This window comes from Klebsiella sp. LTGPAF-6F, assembly GCF_001753185.1.
GTDB classification, from domain to species: domain Bacteria; phylum Pseudomonadota; class Gammaproteobacteria; order Enterobacterales; family Enterobacteriaceae; genus Klebsiella; species Klebsiella michiganensis.
Genome location: NZ_CP017450.1, coordinates 3682959 through 3699223, shown reverse-complemented (window position 1 = coordinate 3699223; position 16265 = coordinate 3682959). Strand labels below are relative to the sequence as shown.

General features: G+C 57.4%; 11 protein-coding genes, 2 tRNA genes and 4 other RNA genes. 7 read left to right on the top strand and 10 right to left on the bottom strand.

Annotated features, from left to right (window positions below; translation table 11 throughout):
- Positions 1-77 precede the first annotated feature (77 nt).
- Positions 78-1457, top strand: a complete 1380-nt coding sequence (locus tag BJF97_RS17295) for a YchO/YchP family invasin (RefSeq protein ID WP_014838758.1) — start codon at positions 78-80, stop codon at positions 1455-1457.
- On the opposite strand, the gene narL is transcribed toward BJF97_RS17295, so the two are convergent.
- Both narL and narX read right to left on the bottom strand, forming a co-directional pair.
- Positions 1454-2104 (bottom strand): two-component system response regulator NarL, encoded by a 651-nt coding sequence (gene narL, locus BJF97_RS17290; protein WP_004103129.1) that lies wholly within the window; start codon positions 2102-2104, stop codon positions 1454-1456. The two genes, BJF97_RS17295 and narL, sit on opposite strands and share 4 nt — an antisense overlap.
- Positions 2105-2114: 10 nt before the next feature.
- Entirely contained in the window at positions 2115-3893 is a 1779-nt protein-coding gene (narX, locus tag BJF97_RS17285) for a nitrate/nitrite two-component system sensor histidine kinase NarX (RefSeq protein WP_014229747.1), read from the bottom strand.
- A gap of 311 nt (positions 3894-4204) precedes the next feature.
- On the opposite strand from narX, the gene BJF97_RS17280 reads away from it, so the two are divergent.
- The 5 genes from BJF97_RS17280 (at position 4205) to narI (ending at position 12649) form a co-directional block, all read left to right on the top strand.
- Positions 4205-5593, top strand: a complete 1389-nt coding sequence (locus BJF97_RS17280; protein WP_014229746.1) for a NarK family nitrate/nitrite MFS transporter — start codon at positions 4205-4207, stop codon at positions 5591-5593.
- Between the two features lie 396 nt (positions 5594-5989).
- Entirely contained in the window at positions 5990-9733 is a 3744-nt protein-coding gene (locus BJF97_RS17275) for a nitrate reductase subunit alpha (RefSeq protein ID WP_014229745.1), read from the top strand.
- Positions 9730-11265: a nitrate reductase subunit beta gene (narH, locus tag BJF97_RS17270; RefSeq protein ID WP_014838755.1), complete on the top strand. Its 1536-nt coding sequence runs from the start codon at positions 9730-9732 to the stop codon at positions 11263-11265. The genes BJF97_RS17275 and narH overlap by 4 nt, the downstream gene beginning before the upstream one ends.
- Positions 11262-11972: a nitrate reductase molybdenum cofactor assembly chaperone gene (gene narJ / locus BJF97_RS17265; protein ID WP_014229743.1), complete on the top strand. Its 711-nt coding sequence runs from the start codon at positions 11262-11264 to the stop codon at positions 11970-11972. Before narH ends, narJ begins: the two co-directional genes overlap by 4 nt.
- Positions 11972-12649: a respiratory nitrate reductase subunit gamma gene (gene narI / locus BJF97_RS17260; RefSeq protein WP_004103123.1), complete on the top strand. Its 678-nt coding sequence runs from the start codon at positions 11972-11974 to the stop codon at positions 12647-12649. The genes narJ and narI overlap by 1 nt, the downstream gene beginning before the upstream one ends.
- A 169-nt stretch (positions 12650-12818) precedes the next feature.
- On the opposite strand, the gene BJF97_RS17255 is transcribed toward narI, so the two are convergent.
- The 8 genes from BJF97_RS17255 to BJF97_RS17220 all read right to left on the bottom strand — a co-directional run bounded on the left by BJF97_RS17255 (position 12819) and on the right by BJF97_RS17220 (position 15222).
- Positions 12819-12949, bottom strand: a non-coding RNA gene (locus tag BJF97_RS17255) — RtT sRNA.
- Between the two features lie 44 nt (positions 12950-12993).
- Positions 12994-13124, bottom strand: a non-coding RNA gene (locus BJF97_RS17250) — RtT sRNA.
- A gap of 44 nt (positions 13125-13168) precedes the next feature.
- Positions 13169-13299: non-coding RNA, RtT sRNA (locus tag BJF97_RS17245), on the bottom strand.
- 43 nt (positions 13300-13342) lie between these two features.
- Positions 13343-13427, bottom strand: a tRNA-Tyr gene (locus tag BJF97_RS17240).
- 35 nt (positions 13428-13462) lie between these two features.
- Positions 13463-13594: non-coding RNA, RtT sRNA (locus BJF97_RS17235), on the bottom strand.
- 43 nt (positions 13595-13637) lie between these two features.
- Positions 13638-13722, bottom strand: a tRNA-Tyr gene (locus BJF97_RS17230).
- Between the two features lie 156 nt (positions 13723-13878).
- Entirely contained in the window at positions 13879-14721 is an 843-nt protein-coding gene (gene purU, locus BJF97_RS17225; protein ID WP_004121732.1) for a formyltetrahydrofolate deformylase, read from the bottom strand.
- A 42-nt stretch (positions 14722-14763) separates the two neighbouring features.
- Positions 14764-15222, bottom strand: coding sequence for a YchJ family protein (locus tag BJF97_RS17220; protein ID WP_014229741.1), 459 nt, complete (start codon positions 15220-15222; stop codon positions 14764-14766).
- A 112-nt stretch (positions 15223-15334) separates the two neighbouring features.
- Here BJF97_RS17220 and rssA point away from each other — a divergent pair, with 112 nt between their 5' ends.
- On the top strand, positions 15335-16243 hold the full coding sequence (rssA, locus tag BJF97_RS17215) for a patatin-like phospholipase RssA (RefSeq protein WP_014229740.1): 909 nt from the start codon (positions 15335-15337) through the stop codon (positions 16241-16243).
- The last annotated feature ends 22 nt before the right edge of the window (positions 16244-16265 follow it).

Below are 16265 nucleotides of genomic sequence, written 5' to 3'. Positions count from 1 at the left end.
CGAGAGGCTGCGAGGGCGGGGAAAAAACGATAAACTTAGGTTTTGCCGCCACCACTTCGTGAGTAGACGTAACCGATTTGAGCTCTTTGTCGTTCCGCATAACCCCGTATTTACCGCTTCTCCTGCTGCTGGCAGGCGCGCCCGCCCGCGCGCTGCAGGATAATCAGGCGTTCTCCGGCGCGCCTGAGAGCTTACCTGACCTCGGCCTGGCGCCGCAGGTCGACGACGACGCAAAGCACTTTGCCGAGATGGCGAAGAAATTTGGCGAAGCCAGTATGAGCGATAACGGGCTGACAACCAGCGAACAGGCGCGAGTATTTGCCATCGGTAAACTGGGGAACGAGGTCAGCCACCAGCTGGAGAGCTGGCTTTCGCCGTGGGGCAACGCCAACGTCGATCTGCTGGTGGATAAAGAGGGCAATTTTACCGGCAGCAAAGGGAGCTGGTTTGTCCCTCTGCAGGATAACGGCGACTACCTTACCTGGAATCAGTACTCGGTCACCCAGCGGGATACGGGTCTGGTCGGCAATATTGGTCTCGGCCAGCGCTGGCGGATGGGCTCCTGGCTGCTGGGCTACAACTCTTTCTACGATAAAGCCCTGGACGATCGGATGGCGCGCGGCAGCGTCGGGGCCGAAGCCTGGGGCGAGTCGCTGCGCCTGTCGGCGAACTACTACCAGCCGCTCGGCGGCTGGCAGCAGGGGAGTAGCCTGACCCAGCAGCAGCGTATGGCGAGCGGCTACGATGTGACCGCCCAGGCGCGGCTGCCGTTTTATCAGCACATTAATACCAGCGTCAGCGTGGAGCAGTATTTTGGCGATAGCGTCGATCTGTTCCATTCGGGTACCGGCTACCATAACCCGGTCGCGGTGTCGGTGGGGCTGAATTACACTCCCGTTCCGCTGGTGACGGTCACGGCGAAGCATAAGCAGGGCGAGAGCGGCGTCAGCCAAAATGATGTCGGGCTGAAGCTGAACTATCGCTTCGGCGTCCCGCTGAAGCAGCAGCTGGCGGCCGATGAAGTCGCCGTTAGCCGATCGCTTCGCGGCAGCCGCTACGACAGCCCGGAACGGGATAACCTGCCGGTCGTTGAATATCGCCAGCGTAAAACGCTGTCGGTTTATCTGGCGACGCCGCCCTGGGATCTTCAGCCCGGGGAAACGGTGCAGCTAAAACTGCAGATTCGCAGCCTGCACGGCATTAAGTCGCTGAGCTGGCAGGGGGACACCCAGGCGCTAAGCCTGACATCGCCAATTGAGGCGAACAGTACGGACGGCTGGACTGTGATTATGCCGCGCTGGAGCAGCGAAGCCGGGGCGAGCAACCGCTGGCATCTTTCGCTGGTGGTGGAGGATAAAACGGGTCAGCGCGTCTCATCCAATGAGATCGCACTGGCGCTGACTGAGCCGTTGGTACGGGTACCGGCCGAGGGCGTGTCGTGGCAGCATCTGCCCTAAAATACGCGCTCCTGATGGACCCAAACCGCCGCTTCCACGCGCGATTTCAGCTTCATTTTCTTGAGCATATGCTTGACGTGGACTTTGACGGTACTTTCGGTGATATCCAGACGGCGGGCGATCATTTTGTTCGGCAGGCCCTGGGCAATCAGCTTGAGAATATCGCGCTCGCGCGGGGTTAGCTGGCTGATGTCGCGGTCCGAGGTGGCGCGATTAGCGCGCAGGCTGGCAGCCAGCACCGGGGTTAACGCTTCGCTGAGCACCATTTCGCCTGCTGCGGCCTGCTGCAGCGCCTTCAGCAGATCTTCCGGTTCCATATCCTTCAGCAGGTAGCCGTCGGCGCCGCGTTTCAGGGCGGTCACCACATCTTCTTCATGATTGGAAACGCTAAATACCACCACGCGGCCGGAAAGCGACTTTTCGCGCAGCTTGTCGAGGGTTTCCAGACCGTTCATGCCCGGCATATTGAGATCCAGCAGAATCAAATCGGGATCTAATGATTCCGCCATCGCAATCCCTTGCTCGCCGTTGCTGGCTTCGCCGATAACCTGGATGTCCGGGGCCATGCTGATCAGCTGTTTGACGCCGGTGCGCAGCATCGGGTGATCGTCGATGAGAAGGATGGTTGCCCGTTCCTGTTGACTCATGAAGTTCTCCTTATTGGATTGAAAACGATTTTTCAGGGATAAAAGTGACCACCACTTCGGTACCGCCGGTTTCCCGACGCCGAACCTGACAGTCCCCGCGCAGGCTCTGCGCGCGATCGCGCATGATAATCAAGCCGTAGTGGTTGCTGCGCTCCGCATGGTCCGGCACGCCGCGACCGTTATCGGCCACCGTTAGCCGGACCTGATTGTCCCGCAACGCCACGGTAACGCTGACGTCGGTGGCATTGGCGTGCTTCAGCGCGTTGCTGAGCGCTTCCCGGGCGATTTGCAGCAGATGAATGGCCTGATGCGATGGAACAAAACGCGGCGGCAGCTGATAATCCAGGCGTACCGTGAAACCGAAGTGGGCGCTGTATTCCCGGCAGCTGGCCTCCAGCGCCGGGCGCAGCCCCGGTTCGGTGAGCTGTAGCCGGAAGGTTGTCAGCAGTTCGCGCAGCTGGGCCCAAGAGGTATTGAGTTCATTACGGATTTGCCCCAGCAGCTGGCGGCTCGCTTCCGGCAGATCGTCGCCCTGCATCTGCAGGCAGCTAACCTGCATTTTCATACAGGAGAGCGACTGGGCGATGGAGTCGTGGAGCTCGCGGGCGATAGTGGCGCGCTCCTCCATCACGATAAGCTGCTGCTGGCGCTCCTGATGGCGATCGAGGGCGAGGGTGCCGGTGAGTTGTTCAACCAGCGTATCCACCAGCTGCTGCTGATCGTGGCTCAGATGCCGCCCGGCGGGCAGGGTGGCCAGCAAAATACCGTACTGATTATGGGCATCCGACAGCCGCCATTTTAAGGTGGTGCCGGTATCCGGCAGCGGCGGCAGATCGCGCGGACACAGATAGCAGCCTCTGTCGTCGCACTGAATATCGGAGTGGCAGGAAAACTCCTGATGGTTGTCTTCATCTTCCATATCGTAAACGCGAACTTCAATATCGCGCAGCAGGGTTAGCCCCTGTAACCCGTTAAGAACGGGCGAAATGCGCTCGCAGAGCGGCGCGTTCGAGTGCAGTCGGCGGTTGGCCTGCCACAGGAAGGCGAGGATCTCGTTTTTCTGCTCCAGACCGGCGGTTTTTTCCTGCACCCGGCGTTCAAGCACCGAATAGCTCTCCGCCAGCTCTTCAGACATATTGTTCAGCGCCATACCGAGCGTCGCCATCTCGTTGCGTCCGCTAATCTGCGCGCGCTGGGTAAAATCGCGACGGCTCACCGCTCGGGCCATGCCGAGCAGCTGTTTCCACGGGCGTAGCAGGCGGGCGCGCAGCCAGACGATGGTAAACACCAGCAGTAGCGCCATCCCCACGGCCATGATGCGCTGGATCCAGACCACGTGTTTAATCCGCTCCTCAGTGGTGTGATCGAAAGCGGTCACCAGCTGGTCGATGCGATCGACAAAGCCGGCGACATCCGTCGCGACCGAGGCCTGATTTTGCGCCCTGCGCATCCCCGGCGCCAGCTCCAGCTGCCAGTAGTGCTGTAACGCCTGAAGCTGGCGCTGCTGATCGTCATGGCGAGCGGCGTACTGCAGTTCCGGGCTAAAAACGGTTGCCGTCATTTCATCGAGCAGCTTTTGATCGCTTTCGCCCAGCGGTACTGCCGCCAGCAGGCGGTAGCTCTGCATGCGCAGCGAGCCGGCTTTGTTAATCGCATGCGCGCTGCCCTGAACGCCGTGCACCAGGCGAGAAGAGATCGCCATTCCGGCGACGCCGATGACCGTGGCTAACAGAACGATTAACGCGAGTTGATTAACCAGCGTTAGCGGCGTAAAAAGACGTTTCAACATGGGGTATGAGGCTCCTGACCGGCAAATCATCCGGGAGTGGCGCTTATTCTCGGACATCCCCTGGAGTATACCCATACCCCTAAAGGATTACCCCTTAATTGTCAGGGTGTGATGGATTGGTGGCAGACGTTCGGGCAATGCCAGCACTGACGTGAAAAACCACACTTTTTTACGCAGAAATAGCTACTCACTTCGAGTGATGCGTTTTTTTTAGCCAAATTAGCGCCAACTTTTCCTTTGATTTATATCAACTTACCGCCGCCTGTAACCCATAAGGTAGCCAGGGTTAATATGAATTATTAGAGGTGTCTATGAGTCACTCTTCAATCCCGGAGAAGACTAACAGTTCAGTCATTAGCGACTGGCGTCCCGAAGATCCTGAATTCTGGCAGCAGCGCGGTCATCGCGTCGCCAGCCGCAATCTGTGGATCTCCGTTCCGTGTCTTTTGCTGGCATTCTGCGTCTGGATGTTGTTCAGCGCCGTTGCCGTCAACCTGAATAAAGTCGGCTTTCAGTTTACCACCGACCAGTTGTTTATGCTGACCGCGCTCCCGGCGCTCTCCGGCGCGCTGCTGCGCGTGCCTTACGCGTTTATGGTACCGCTGTTCGGCGGACGTCGCTGGACCGCGTTCAGTACCGGGATCATGATCGTGCCCTGCGTCTGGTTAGGCTTCGCGGTACAGGATACCTCTACGCCCTTCAGCGTTTTCGTGATTATTTCTCTGCTCTGCGGTTTTGCGGGGGCGAACTTTGCTTCCAGTATGGCTAACATCAGCTTCTTCTTTCCGAAGCAGAAGCAGGGCGGCGCGCTGGGCATCAACGGCGGCCTCGGGAACATGGGCGTCAGCGTAATGCAGCTGGTTGCCCCTCTGGTGGTTTCGCTGTCGATCTTCGCCGTCTTTGGCGGTACCGGCAGCGAGCAGCCGGACGGTTCCATGCTGTATCTGGAAAACGCGGCGTGGATCTGGGTGCCGTTCCTGATTATCTTCACCCTGGCGGCGTGGTTCTTTATGAACGATCTGTCGGCGTCGAAGGCGTCGCTGAGCGAGCAGCTACCGGTACTGAAGCGCGCCCATCTGTGGATTATGGCGCTGCTCTATCTTGCCACCTTCGGCTCGTTTATCGGCTTCTCTGCGGGCTTCGCCATGCTGTCGAAGACCCAGTTTCCGGATGTGCAGATTCTGCACTATGCGTTCTTCGGGCCGTTTATCGGCGCCCTGGCGCGCTCGACCGGCGGGGCGATCTCCGACCGCCTCGGCGGGACTCGCGTGACGCTGGTGAACTTCGTGGTTATGGCTATCTTCTGCGGCCTGCTGTTCCTGACGCTGCCGACCCACGGCGAGGGCGGCAACTTTATTGCCTTCTTCGCGGTATTTATGGTGCTGTTCCTGACCGCCGGTCTGGGCAGCGCGTCTACCTTCCAGATGATCTCGGTTATCTTCCGCAAAATGACCATGGATCGCGTTAAGGCGCAGGGCGGCAGCGAAGCGCAGGCCATGCGTGAAGCGGCGACCGATACGGCGGCGGCGCTGGGCTTTATTTCGGCGATTGGCGCGATTGGCGGCTTCTTTATTCCAAAAGCGTTTGGTATTTCGCTGGATTTAACCGGCTCACCGGCCGGCGCCATGAAGGTCTTCCTGGTGTTCTATATCGCCTGCGTGGTGATTACCTGGGCAGTCTACGGACGCAAGCAGAAATAATATTTCTTTCTGAGTTTCTGCAAAGGGCGCAACGGTATTTGCGCCCTTTTTAGTATTTATTTCTTAGTTACAACATACTAATGGTGTGGGGTAATTTTAAAAGCCGCCTGAAGTCACAGAAAAAATGACTTAAGGGGTATCTACCCCTTAATACCATGGCGAATCGCTAATCCTTATTTTCTGCAGGCTTTTATGAAAAATATCTTTGTTAATCAATAAAATAAAAAATAGAAATAAATACCACTTTGGTGGTAATTACTGTGTTAACCCGTTTTTATAAGCCATATCGTCTTGATCGTTATCAATTCTCTCCCTCTTTCATAGCGTTACCTTCGCTGCAAATCCAGCAATGTCGATTTATCAGAGAGCCGTCAGGCTCCACACAGGAGAGACCCGATGAGTAAATTCCTGGACCGGTTTCGCTACTTCAAACAGAAGGGTGAAACCTTTGCCGATGGGCACGGCCAGCTTCTAAAAACCAACCGGGACTGGGAGGATGGATACCGTCAACGTTGGCAGCACGATAAAGTTGTGCGCTCCACCCACGGTGTCAACTGCACCGGTTCGTGCAGCTGGAAGATTTATGTCAAAAATGGCCTGGTCACCTGGGAAACCCAGCAGACCGACTATCCGCGCACCCGTCCGGATATGCCAAACCACGAGCCTCGCGGCTGCCCGCGCGGCGCCAGCTACTCCTGGTATCTTTACAGCGCCAACCGCCTGAAGTATCCGCTGATGCGCAAACGCCTGATGAAAATGTGGCGTGAAGCGAAAGTTCAGCACAGCGATCCGGTGGATGCCTGGGCCTCTATTATTGAAGACGCCGACAAAGCGAAAAGCTTTAAGCAGGCGCGCGGCCGCGGCGGTTTCGTGCGTTCGTCCTGGCAGGAAGTGAACGAGCTGATTGCCGCCTCTAACGTCTACACCGTCAAAACCTACGGCCCGGACCGCGTGGCGGGCTTCTCGCCTATTCCGGCGATGTCGATGGTCTCCTATGCCTCCGGCGCGCGCTATCTGTCGCTGATCGGCGGGACCTGCCTGAGCTTCTACGACTGGTACTGCGACCTGCCGCCTGCGTCACCGCAGACCTGGGGCGAACAGACCGACGTACCGGAATCCGCCGACTGGTACAACTCCAGCTATATTATCGCCTGGGGATCCAACGTACCGCAGACCCGTACCCCGGATGCCCACTTCTTTACCGAAGTGCGCTACAAAGGTACCAAAACCGTTGCCATCACCCCCGACTACGCCGAAATCGCCAAGCTCTGCGATCTGTGGCTGGCGCCGAAGCAGGGTACCGATGCGGCGATGGCGCTGGCGATGGGCCACGTCATGCTGCGCGAGTTCCATCTCGACAAACCGAGCCAGTATTTCACCGATTACGTGCGCCGCTACACCGACATGCCGATGCTGGTGATGCTCGAAGAGCGCGACGGCTATTACGCCGCGGGCCGCATGCTGCGCGCGGCTGATCTGGTGGACGCATTAGGTCAGGAAACGAATCCGGAATGGAAAACCGTCGCCTTTGATGAGAAGGGCGAAATCACCGTACCGAACGGCTCTATCGGCTTCCGCTGGGGCGACAAAGGCAAGTGGAATCTGGAACAGCGCGACGGCAAAACCGGTGAAGACGTTGAGCTGCGCCTGAGCCTGCTGGGCGGCCACGACGATATCGCCAACGTCGGCTTCCCGTATTTTGGCGGCGAAGGTACCGAGCACTTTAATAAAGTCGAGCTGGAAAATGTGCTGCTGCACAAACTGCCGGTCAAACGCCTGCAGAAGGCCGATGGCTCTAGCGTGCTGGTCACCACCGTCTACGACCTGACCATGGCGAACTACGGTCTGGATCGCGGTCTTGGCGATGAAAACTGCGCCAGCAGCTACGACGACGTCAAAGCGTATACCCCGGCATGGGCGGAGAAAATCACCGGCGTTTCCCGGGCGCACATTATCCGTACCGCGCGGGAGTTTGCCGATAACGCCGATAAGACCCACGGCCGTTCGATGATCATTGTCGGCGCCGGTCTGAACCACTGGTTCCACCTCGATATGAACTATCGCGGTCTTATCAATATGCTGATCTTCTGCGGCTGCGTCGGTCAGAGCGGCGGCGGCTGGGCGCACTATGTCGGCCAGGAAAAACTGCGTCCGCAGACCGGATGGCAGCCGCTGGCGTTTGCTCTCGACTGGCAGCGTCCGGCGCGTCATATGAACAGCACATCCTACTTCTATAACCACTCCAGCCAGTGGCGCTATGAAACCGTGACCGCGCAGGAGCTGCTGTCGCCGTTAGCGGATAAATCCCGCTACAGCGGCCACCTGATTGACTTCAACGTGCGCGCCGAGCGTATGGGCTGGCTGCCGTCGGCGCCGCAGCTGGGCACCAACCCGCTGCGCATCGCGGAAGAGGCGAAGAAAGCGGGCATGACGCCGGTCGATTACACCGTCAAATCCCTGAAAGAGGGTTCCATTCGCTTTGCCGCAGAGCAGCCGGAAAACGGTAAAAACCATCCGCGCAACCTGTTTATCTGGCGTTCTAACCTGCTGGGCTCTTCCGGTAAGGGCCACGAGTACATGCTGAAGTACCTGCTGGGTACGGAAAACGGTATTCAGGGCAAAGATCTCGGTAAGCAGGGCGGCGTGAAGCCGGAAGAAGTGGAGTGGAAAGACAACGGTCTCGACGGCAAGCTGGATCTGGTGGTGACACTCGATTTCCGTCTGTCGAGCACCTGCCTCTATTCCGACATCGTGCTGCCGACCGCCACCTGGTATGAAAAAGACGACATGAATACCTCGGATATGCATCCGTTTATTCATCCGCTGTCAGCCGCCGTCGACCCGGCCTGGGAATCGAAAAGCGACTGGGATATCTACAAAGATATCGCGAAGAAATTCTCTGAAGTCTGCGTGGGGCACCTCGGCAAAGAGACCGACGTGGTGACGCTGCCTATCCAGCACGACTCCGCCGCCGAACTGGCGCAGCCGCTGGACGTTAAGGACTGGAAAAAAGGCGAATGTGACCTGATTCCTGGGAAAACCGCGCCGCATATTCTGACCGTCGAGCGCGATTATCCGGCGACATACGAACGCTTCACTTCTATCGGCCCGCTGATGGAGAAAATCGGCAACGGCGGTAAAGGCATCGCCTGGAATACCCAGAGCGAAATGGATCTGCTGCGCAAGCTCAACTACACCAAAGCGGACGGCCCGGCGAAAGGCCAGCCGATGCTTAACACCGCGATTGATGCGGCAGAGATGATCCTGACCCTGGCGCCGGAGACCAACGGCCACGTGGCGGTGAAAGCCTGGGCGGCGCTCAGCGAGTTTACCGGTCGCGACCATACGCACCTGGCGACGAATAAAGAAGAGGAAAAAATCCGCTTCCGCGATATTCAGGCCCAGCCGCGCAAAATTATCTCCAGCCCGACCTGGTCCGGACTCGAAGATGAGCACGTTTCTTATAACGCCGGCTACACCAACGTTCACGAACTGATCCCGTGGCGTACGCTTTCCGGCCGCCAGCAGCTGTATCAGGATCACCAGTGGATGCGCGATTTCGGCGAAAGCCTGCTGGTCTATCGTCCGCCAATTGATACCCGTTCGGTGAAAACGGTGATGGGGGCGAAATCCAACGGCAACCCGGAGAAGGCGTTGAACTTCCTGACGCCGCACCAGAAGTGGGGTATCCACTCCACCTACAGCGACAACCTGCTGATGCTGACGCTGTCGCGCGGCGGGCCGATTGTGTGGATGAGCGAAGCGGACGCCAAAGATCTGGGGATTGAGGATAACGACTGGATCGAGGTGTTCAACAGCAACGGCGCGCTGACCGCCCGCGCGGTGGTCAGCCAGCGCGTGCCGGCCGGGATGACCATGATGTACCACGCCCAGGAGCGTATCGTAAACCTGCCGGGTTCCGAGATCACCGAGCAGCGCGGCGGGATCCACAACTCCGTGACCCGTATTACGCCGAAGCCGACCCATATGATCGGCGGCTATGCCCAGCTGGCCTACGGCTTTAACTACTACGGCACGGTAGGGTCGAACCGCGATGAGTTCGTGGTGGTACGTAAGATGAAGAATATTAACTGGTTAGATGGCGAAGGTAACGACCAGGTACAGGAGAGCGTAAAATGAAAATTCGTTCACAAGTCGGCATGGTGCTGAATCTCGATAAGTGCATCGGCTGTCATACCTGCTCGGTCACCTGTAAAAACGTCTGGACCAGCCGCGAGGGTATGGAGTACGCATGGTTCAACAACGTTGAAAGTAAACCGGGCGTTGGTTTCCCGAACGACTGGGAGAATCAGGAAAAGTGGAAGGGCGGCTGGATCCGTAAGATCAACGGCAAGCTGCAGCCGCGCATGGGCAACCGCGCGATGCTGCTCGGTAAAATCTTTGCTAACCCGCATCTGCCGGGCATCGACGACTACTACGAGCCGTTTGACTACGACTACCAGAACCTGCACAACGCGCCGGAAAGCAAACACCAGCCGATCGCCCGTCCGCGCTCGCTGATCACCGGTCAGCGGATGGATAAAATCACCAGCGGTCCAAACTGGGAAGAAATTCTGGGCGGCGAGTTCGAGAAACGCGCCAAAGACCAGAACTTTGAGAACATGCAGAAGGCGATGTACGGCCAGTTCGAAAACACCTTCATGATGTATCTGCCGCGCCTGTGCGAGCACTGCCTGAACCCGGCGTGCGTGGCGACCTGCCCGAGCGGCGCCATCTACAAACGTGAAGAAGATGGCATCGTACTGATCGACCAGGACAAGTGCCGCGGCTGGCGTATGTGCATCACCGGCTGTCCGTACAAGAAAATCTACTTCAACTGGAAGAGCGGGAAATCGGAGAAGTGCATCTTCTGCTACCCGCGTATCGAATCCGGGATGCCGACCGTTTGCTCGGAAACCTGCGTGGGGCGTATTCGCTACCTCGGCGTGCTGCTGTACGACGCGGACGCCATTGAAAATGCCGCCAGCACGGAGAATGAGAAAGACCTGTATCAGCGTCAGCTGGACGTGTTCCTCAACCCGAACGACCCGAAAGTGATTGAGCAAGCGCTGAAAGACGGCGTGCCGCAGGGCGTTATCGACGCTGCCCAGCAGTCGCCGGTGTACAAAATGGCGATGGACTGGAAGCTGGCGCTGCCGCTGCATCCGGAATATCGCACCCTGCCGATGGTCTGGTACGTGCCGCCGCTGTCGCCGATTCAGTCGGCCGCCGACGCGGGGGAACTGGGCAGCAACGGTATTCTGCCGGACGTCGAAAGCCTGCGTATCCCGGTTCAGTATCTGGCCAACCTGCTGACCGCGGGCGATACCCAGCCGGTGCTGCTGGCGCTGAAACGCATGCTGGCGATGCGCCACTTCAAGCGTGCGGAAACCGTCGACGGCGTACTGGATACCCGGGCGCTGGAAGAGGTAGGCCTCACTGAAGCCCAGGCGCAGGAGATGTATCGCTATCTGGCTATCGCTAACTACGAAGACCGTTTCGTGGTGCCGAGCAGCCACCGCGAGCAGGCCCGCGACGCCTTCCCTGAGAAAAACGGTTGCGGCTTTACCTTCGGCGACGGCTGCCACGGTTCTGACAGCCAGTTCAATCTGTTTAACAGCCGCCGTATCGATGCTATCGACGTCACCAGCAAAACGGAGCCGCACCCATGATTGAACTCGTCATTGTGTCGCGCCTTCTCGAGTACCCTGACGCTGCCTTATGGCAGCATCAGCAGGAGCTGTTTGACGCTATCGCCGCTTCGGAAAAGCTCGCGCCGGAGGATGCCCATAAGCTGAGCGTTTTCCTGCGTGACCTGACCGCTCAGGATGTGCTGGACGCGCAGTCTCGCTACAGCGAACTCTTCGATCGCGGCCGCGCGACCTCGCTGCTGCTGTTTGAGCACGTGCACGGCGAATCCCGCGATCGCGGCCAGGCGATGGTTGACCTGATGGCGCAGTATGAACGCCACGGTCTGCAGCTGGATAGCCGCGAATTGCCGGATCATCTCCCGCTGTACCTGGAGTATCTGGCGCAGCTGCCGGAAGCGGAAGCGCTCGGCGGATTGCAGGACGTCGCGCCGATTCTCGGCCTGCTCAGCGCTCGCCTGCAGCAGCGCGAGAGCGGCTACGCGGCGCTGTTTGAGCTGCTGCTCAAGCTGGCTAACGCGCAGGTCGATAGCCAGAAAGTGGCGGAAAAAATCGCCGATGAAGCCCGCGACGATACGCCGCAGGCGCTGGACGCCGTCTGGGAAGAAGAACAGGTGAAATTCTTTGCCGATCAGGGCTGCGGCGAGTCGGAGATCTCCGCTCACCAGCGTCGTTTTGCCGGAGCCGTTGCCCCGCAATATTTGAATATCTCTAACGGAGGACAGCAATAATGCACTTCCTGAATATGTTCTTCTTTGACATCTATCCGTATATCGCCGGTACGGTGTTCCTGGTGGGAAGCTGGCTGCGTTATGACTACGGGCAGTATACCTGGCGTGCGGCCTCCAGCCAGATGCTGGACCGTAAAGGGATGAATCTGGCTTCGAACCTGTTTCATATCGGGATTCTGGGGATCTTTGCCGGTCACTTTCTCGGTATGCTGACGCCGCACTGGATGTACGAATCCTTCCTGCCGGTCGACGTGAAGCAGAAGATGGCGATGATTGCGGGCGGCGCCTGCGGCGTGATGACGCTGGTGGGCGGTCTGCTGCTGCTGAAACGTCGTCTGCTGAGCCCGCGCGTGCGCGCCACCACCACCGGAGCGGATATTCTGATCCTCTCCCTGCTGATGGTGCAGTGCGCCCTGGGCCTGCTGACTATTCCGTTCTCCGCTCAGCATATGGACGGTAGCGAAATGATGAAGCTGGTCGGCTGGGCGCAGTCGGTGGTGACCTTCCACGGCGGGGCTTCGCAGCATCTGGACGGCGTGGCGTTTATTTTCCGCGTTCACCTGGTGCTGGGCATGACGCTGTTTGTGCTGTTCCCGTTCTCCCGTCTGGTGCATATCTGGAGCGCGCCGGTGGAGTACCTGACGCGCAAATACCAGATTGTACGCGCCCGTCGCTAATTCTATTTCGAGTAAAGCTAAACCCTGCTGCGGCAGGGTTTTTCATTTGTGCGGTCTGCTCCCGGCGGGGCACATATGGCAGAAATACAGAATCAGTTCTGGAGAAATAAAAGAGCTAACTAAGACGGTTTTGATAATTTGATTTTGCTGAGGTACTGCAGGGAAGTGATGGTGGTGGGGGAAGGATTACTCGGCGCGTTGCGCCTCGCCCTTCGGGTCGTTGCCTGCGGCAACGCTTTCTCGCTCCGCTCGAATCGAACCTTAGTCGAAGCTTCTCATCCTTCCCGCATGGGATGGATATGGGGCACTGAGCGAAGTGTGAATTCAATACGACATAGAAGTGATGGTGGTGGGGGAAGGATTACTCGGCGCGTTGCGCCTCGCCCTTCGGGTCGTTGCCTGCGGCAACGTTTTCTCGCTCCGCTCGAATCGAACCTTAGTCGAAGCTTCTCATCCTTCCCGCATGGGATGGATATGGGGCACTGAGCGAAGTGTGAATTCAATACGACATAGAAGTGATGGTGGTGGGGGAAGGATTACTCGGCGCGTTGCGCCTCGCCCTTCGGGTCGTTGCCTGCGGCAACGCTTTCTCGCTCCGCTCGAATCGAACCTTAGTCGAAGCTTCTCATCCTTCCCGCATGGGATGGGTATGGGGCACTGAGCGAAGTGTGAATTCAATACGACTAGAAGTGATGGTGGTGGGGGAAGGATTCGAACCTTCGAAGTCGATGACGGCAGATTTACAGTCTGCTCCCTTTGGCCGCTCGGGAACCCCACCAGGGGTAATTCAAATTTTGAGGTCAAGCTGAGAGATGGTGGTGGGGGAAGGATTATTCGTCGCTTCGCTCCTCACCCTTCGGGCCGTTGCCTGCGGCAACGTTGTCTCGCTTTCGCTCGACTCGAACCTTGGTCGAAGATTCTCACCCTTCCCGATAAGTGCAAACATCGTTTACGTTCATCGGTATTACCACAACAACGTGGTAAAGAATGGTGGTGGGGGAAGGATTCGAACCTTCGAAGTCGATGACGGCAGATTTACAGTCTGCTCCCTTTGGCCGCTCGGGAACCCCACCACGGGGTAATGCTATTTACTGGCCTGCTTCCTGCTGGAAGCGGGGCGCATCATATCAAATGAGACGCCCCTGTAAAGCATTCCTTTAGGGAAATGAAGCTGTTTGCCTGCTTTTTATCCGTAAAGGTGCAAAGCTAATCAATTCATTTCCCTGAGATTAAAGAATAATCGTCCGGTTACCGTAAACAAATACCCGCTGAGCAAGAACCTGATACAGCGCACGGCTCAGAACGTTTTTCTCGACGTCGCGGCCAGCGCGCATCATATCTTCCGCGGTGTAGGTATGATCGACGTGAATGACGTCCTGCATAATGATTGGGCCTTCATCCAGATTATCGTTCACGTAGTGTGCGGTGGCGCCAATAATCTTCACCCCGCGGTCATAGGCCTGGTGATACGGACGCGCGCCGATAAAAGCCGGCAGGAATGAGTGATGAATATTAATAATTTTATTCGGGAAACGAGAGACAAACTCTGGGGTCAAGACCCGCATGTATTTCGCCAGCACAACGTAATCCGGCTCAAGGGCGGCGATCGCGTCGCCCATCTGTTTATCATGCTCTTCGCGAGTTAAACCCTCATGGCTCACCAGCTGGAAGGGGATATCAAACCGTTCAACCAGCGAGCGTAGCGTTTCGTGATTGCCGATGACGGCGGCGATTTCTACGTCCAGGCCGCCGTAGTTAGCTTTCATCAGCAGATCGCCGAGGCAGTGCGCCTCTTTGGTGACCAGAATGACGACCCTGCGGCGCCCTGCTGGATTGAGTTCACGAATTGAACCTTCCGGCAGCGCGCTGTCGAGGTCCGCCAGCAGGATTGAATCATTGAAAATACCCTCGAGCTCGGTACGCATAAAGAAGCGGCCGGTTCGGTGGTCAACAAACTCATTGTTCTGCACGATATTCAGTTCGTGCTTGTAGCAGATATTAGTGATACGCGCGATGAGGCCTTTCTGATCAGGGCAAATAGTGCGCAGTACTTTACGTTGTTGTGAATGCATCGCGGGGAAAATCCTGTAGTGTTTGCTATTTCTGCTGCTGGCTTACTGACCGCAGCATTTTTTAAATTTTTTACCTGAACCGCAAGGGCAGGGATCGTTACGACCGATTAGCGGTCGCGTGCCGTCAATATAATACCACTGTCCGTTTTCTTTTAAGAATCGGGATCGTTCAATAATGGCTCCGGAGCGGTTATCGTCAGCGTAACGAGCGATAAAGCTGACAAAGCCTTCATCCGGGTTCTTGCCCGTCTCGGCGGCAAAGACGGTGAGACCCTGCCACTGTGTGCGGGTAAAACCGTTTTCCAGGTCTGCGCGAAACTGCTGCGCTTGACAGGAGGGGTGCCAGGTTTTAATCAGATAGTCGGCGTCTTTCATAACAAACGCGCTATAGCGGGAGCGCATCAGCTGTGACGGATCTGGCGCCAGCTGCGCGCCAGCCAGATAAGGCTGACAACATGAGCTATACTCCAGAGCGCTGCCACAGGGGCATAATGGCGACAAAACGGCCTCCACAGGAAAAAGAAAGACGGCGCTACGCCGCCAAAGCGCATTATGTTAACTGAGGTATGGCGATGATGCCATGCCCGGAGTGGAAGGATATGTTTCGGTACTCATGAGAAAGCTTAAAATTGGCCTGGCGTTAGGGGCTGGCGCCGCTCGCGGGTGGTCGCATATCGGCGTGATTAATGCCTTACGGCGGACGGGTATCGACGTCGATGTTATCGCAGGGTGCTCCATTGGCTCGCTGGTCGGAGCGGCGTACGCCTGCAATCGGCTTCCGGCCCTGGAGAAATGGGTATGCTCCTTTAGTAACTGGGATGTACTGAAGTTAATGGATCTCTCCTGGCAACGGGGTGGCCTGCTGCGGGGCGAGCGCGTGTTTAGTCAATACCGCAAACTCATGCCCGTCAGCGAGATCGAGCGCTGCGAACGTCCGTTCGCGGCGGTCACAACGAATTTAAGCACCGGTCGTGAACTGTGGTTTACGGAAGGGGATCTGCATCTGGCGATCCGTGCGTCCTGCAGTATGCCGGGTTTGATGGCGCCGGTGATGCATAATGGCTACTGGCTGGTGGATGGCGCGGTGGTTAACCCCGTGCCGGTGTCTCTGGCTCGCGCCATGGGCGCGGATATCGTCATTGCCGTTGATTTGCAGCACGATGCGCATCTGATGCAGCAGGATTTGCTGTCAATGGAGGTGCCTCGTCCGGAGAGCGAGGAAGATTTTTCGTGGCATTCGCGGCTGCGCACTCGCCTGGCGCGTATGACGTCACGTCGGGCGACGAGGGCGCCAACGGCGATGGAAATCATGTCGACGTCAATTCAGGTTCTGGAGAATCGCCTTAAGCGAAACCGTATGGCGGGCGACCCGCCTGATATCCTGATTCAGCCCTTTTGTCCACAAATCTCCACGCTTGATTTCCACCGGGCCAGCGAAGCTATCGCCGCCGGACATCTGGCAGTGGAAAAGAAAATGGATGAACTATTACCTTTAGTGCGTACCCCCGTGGAGCGCATTTGATGCATACTTAAGTAAATTCTGA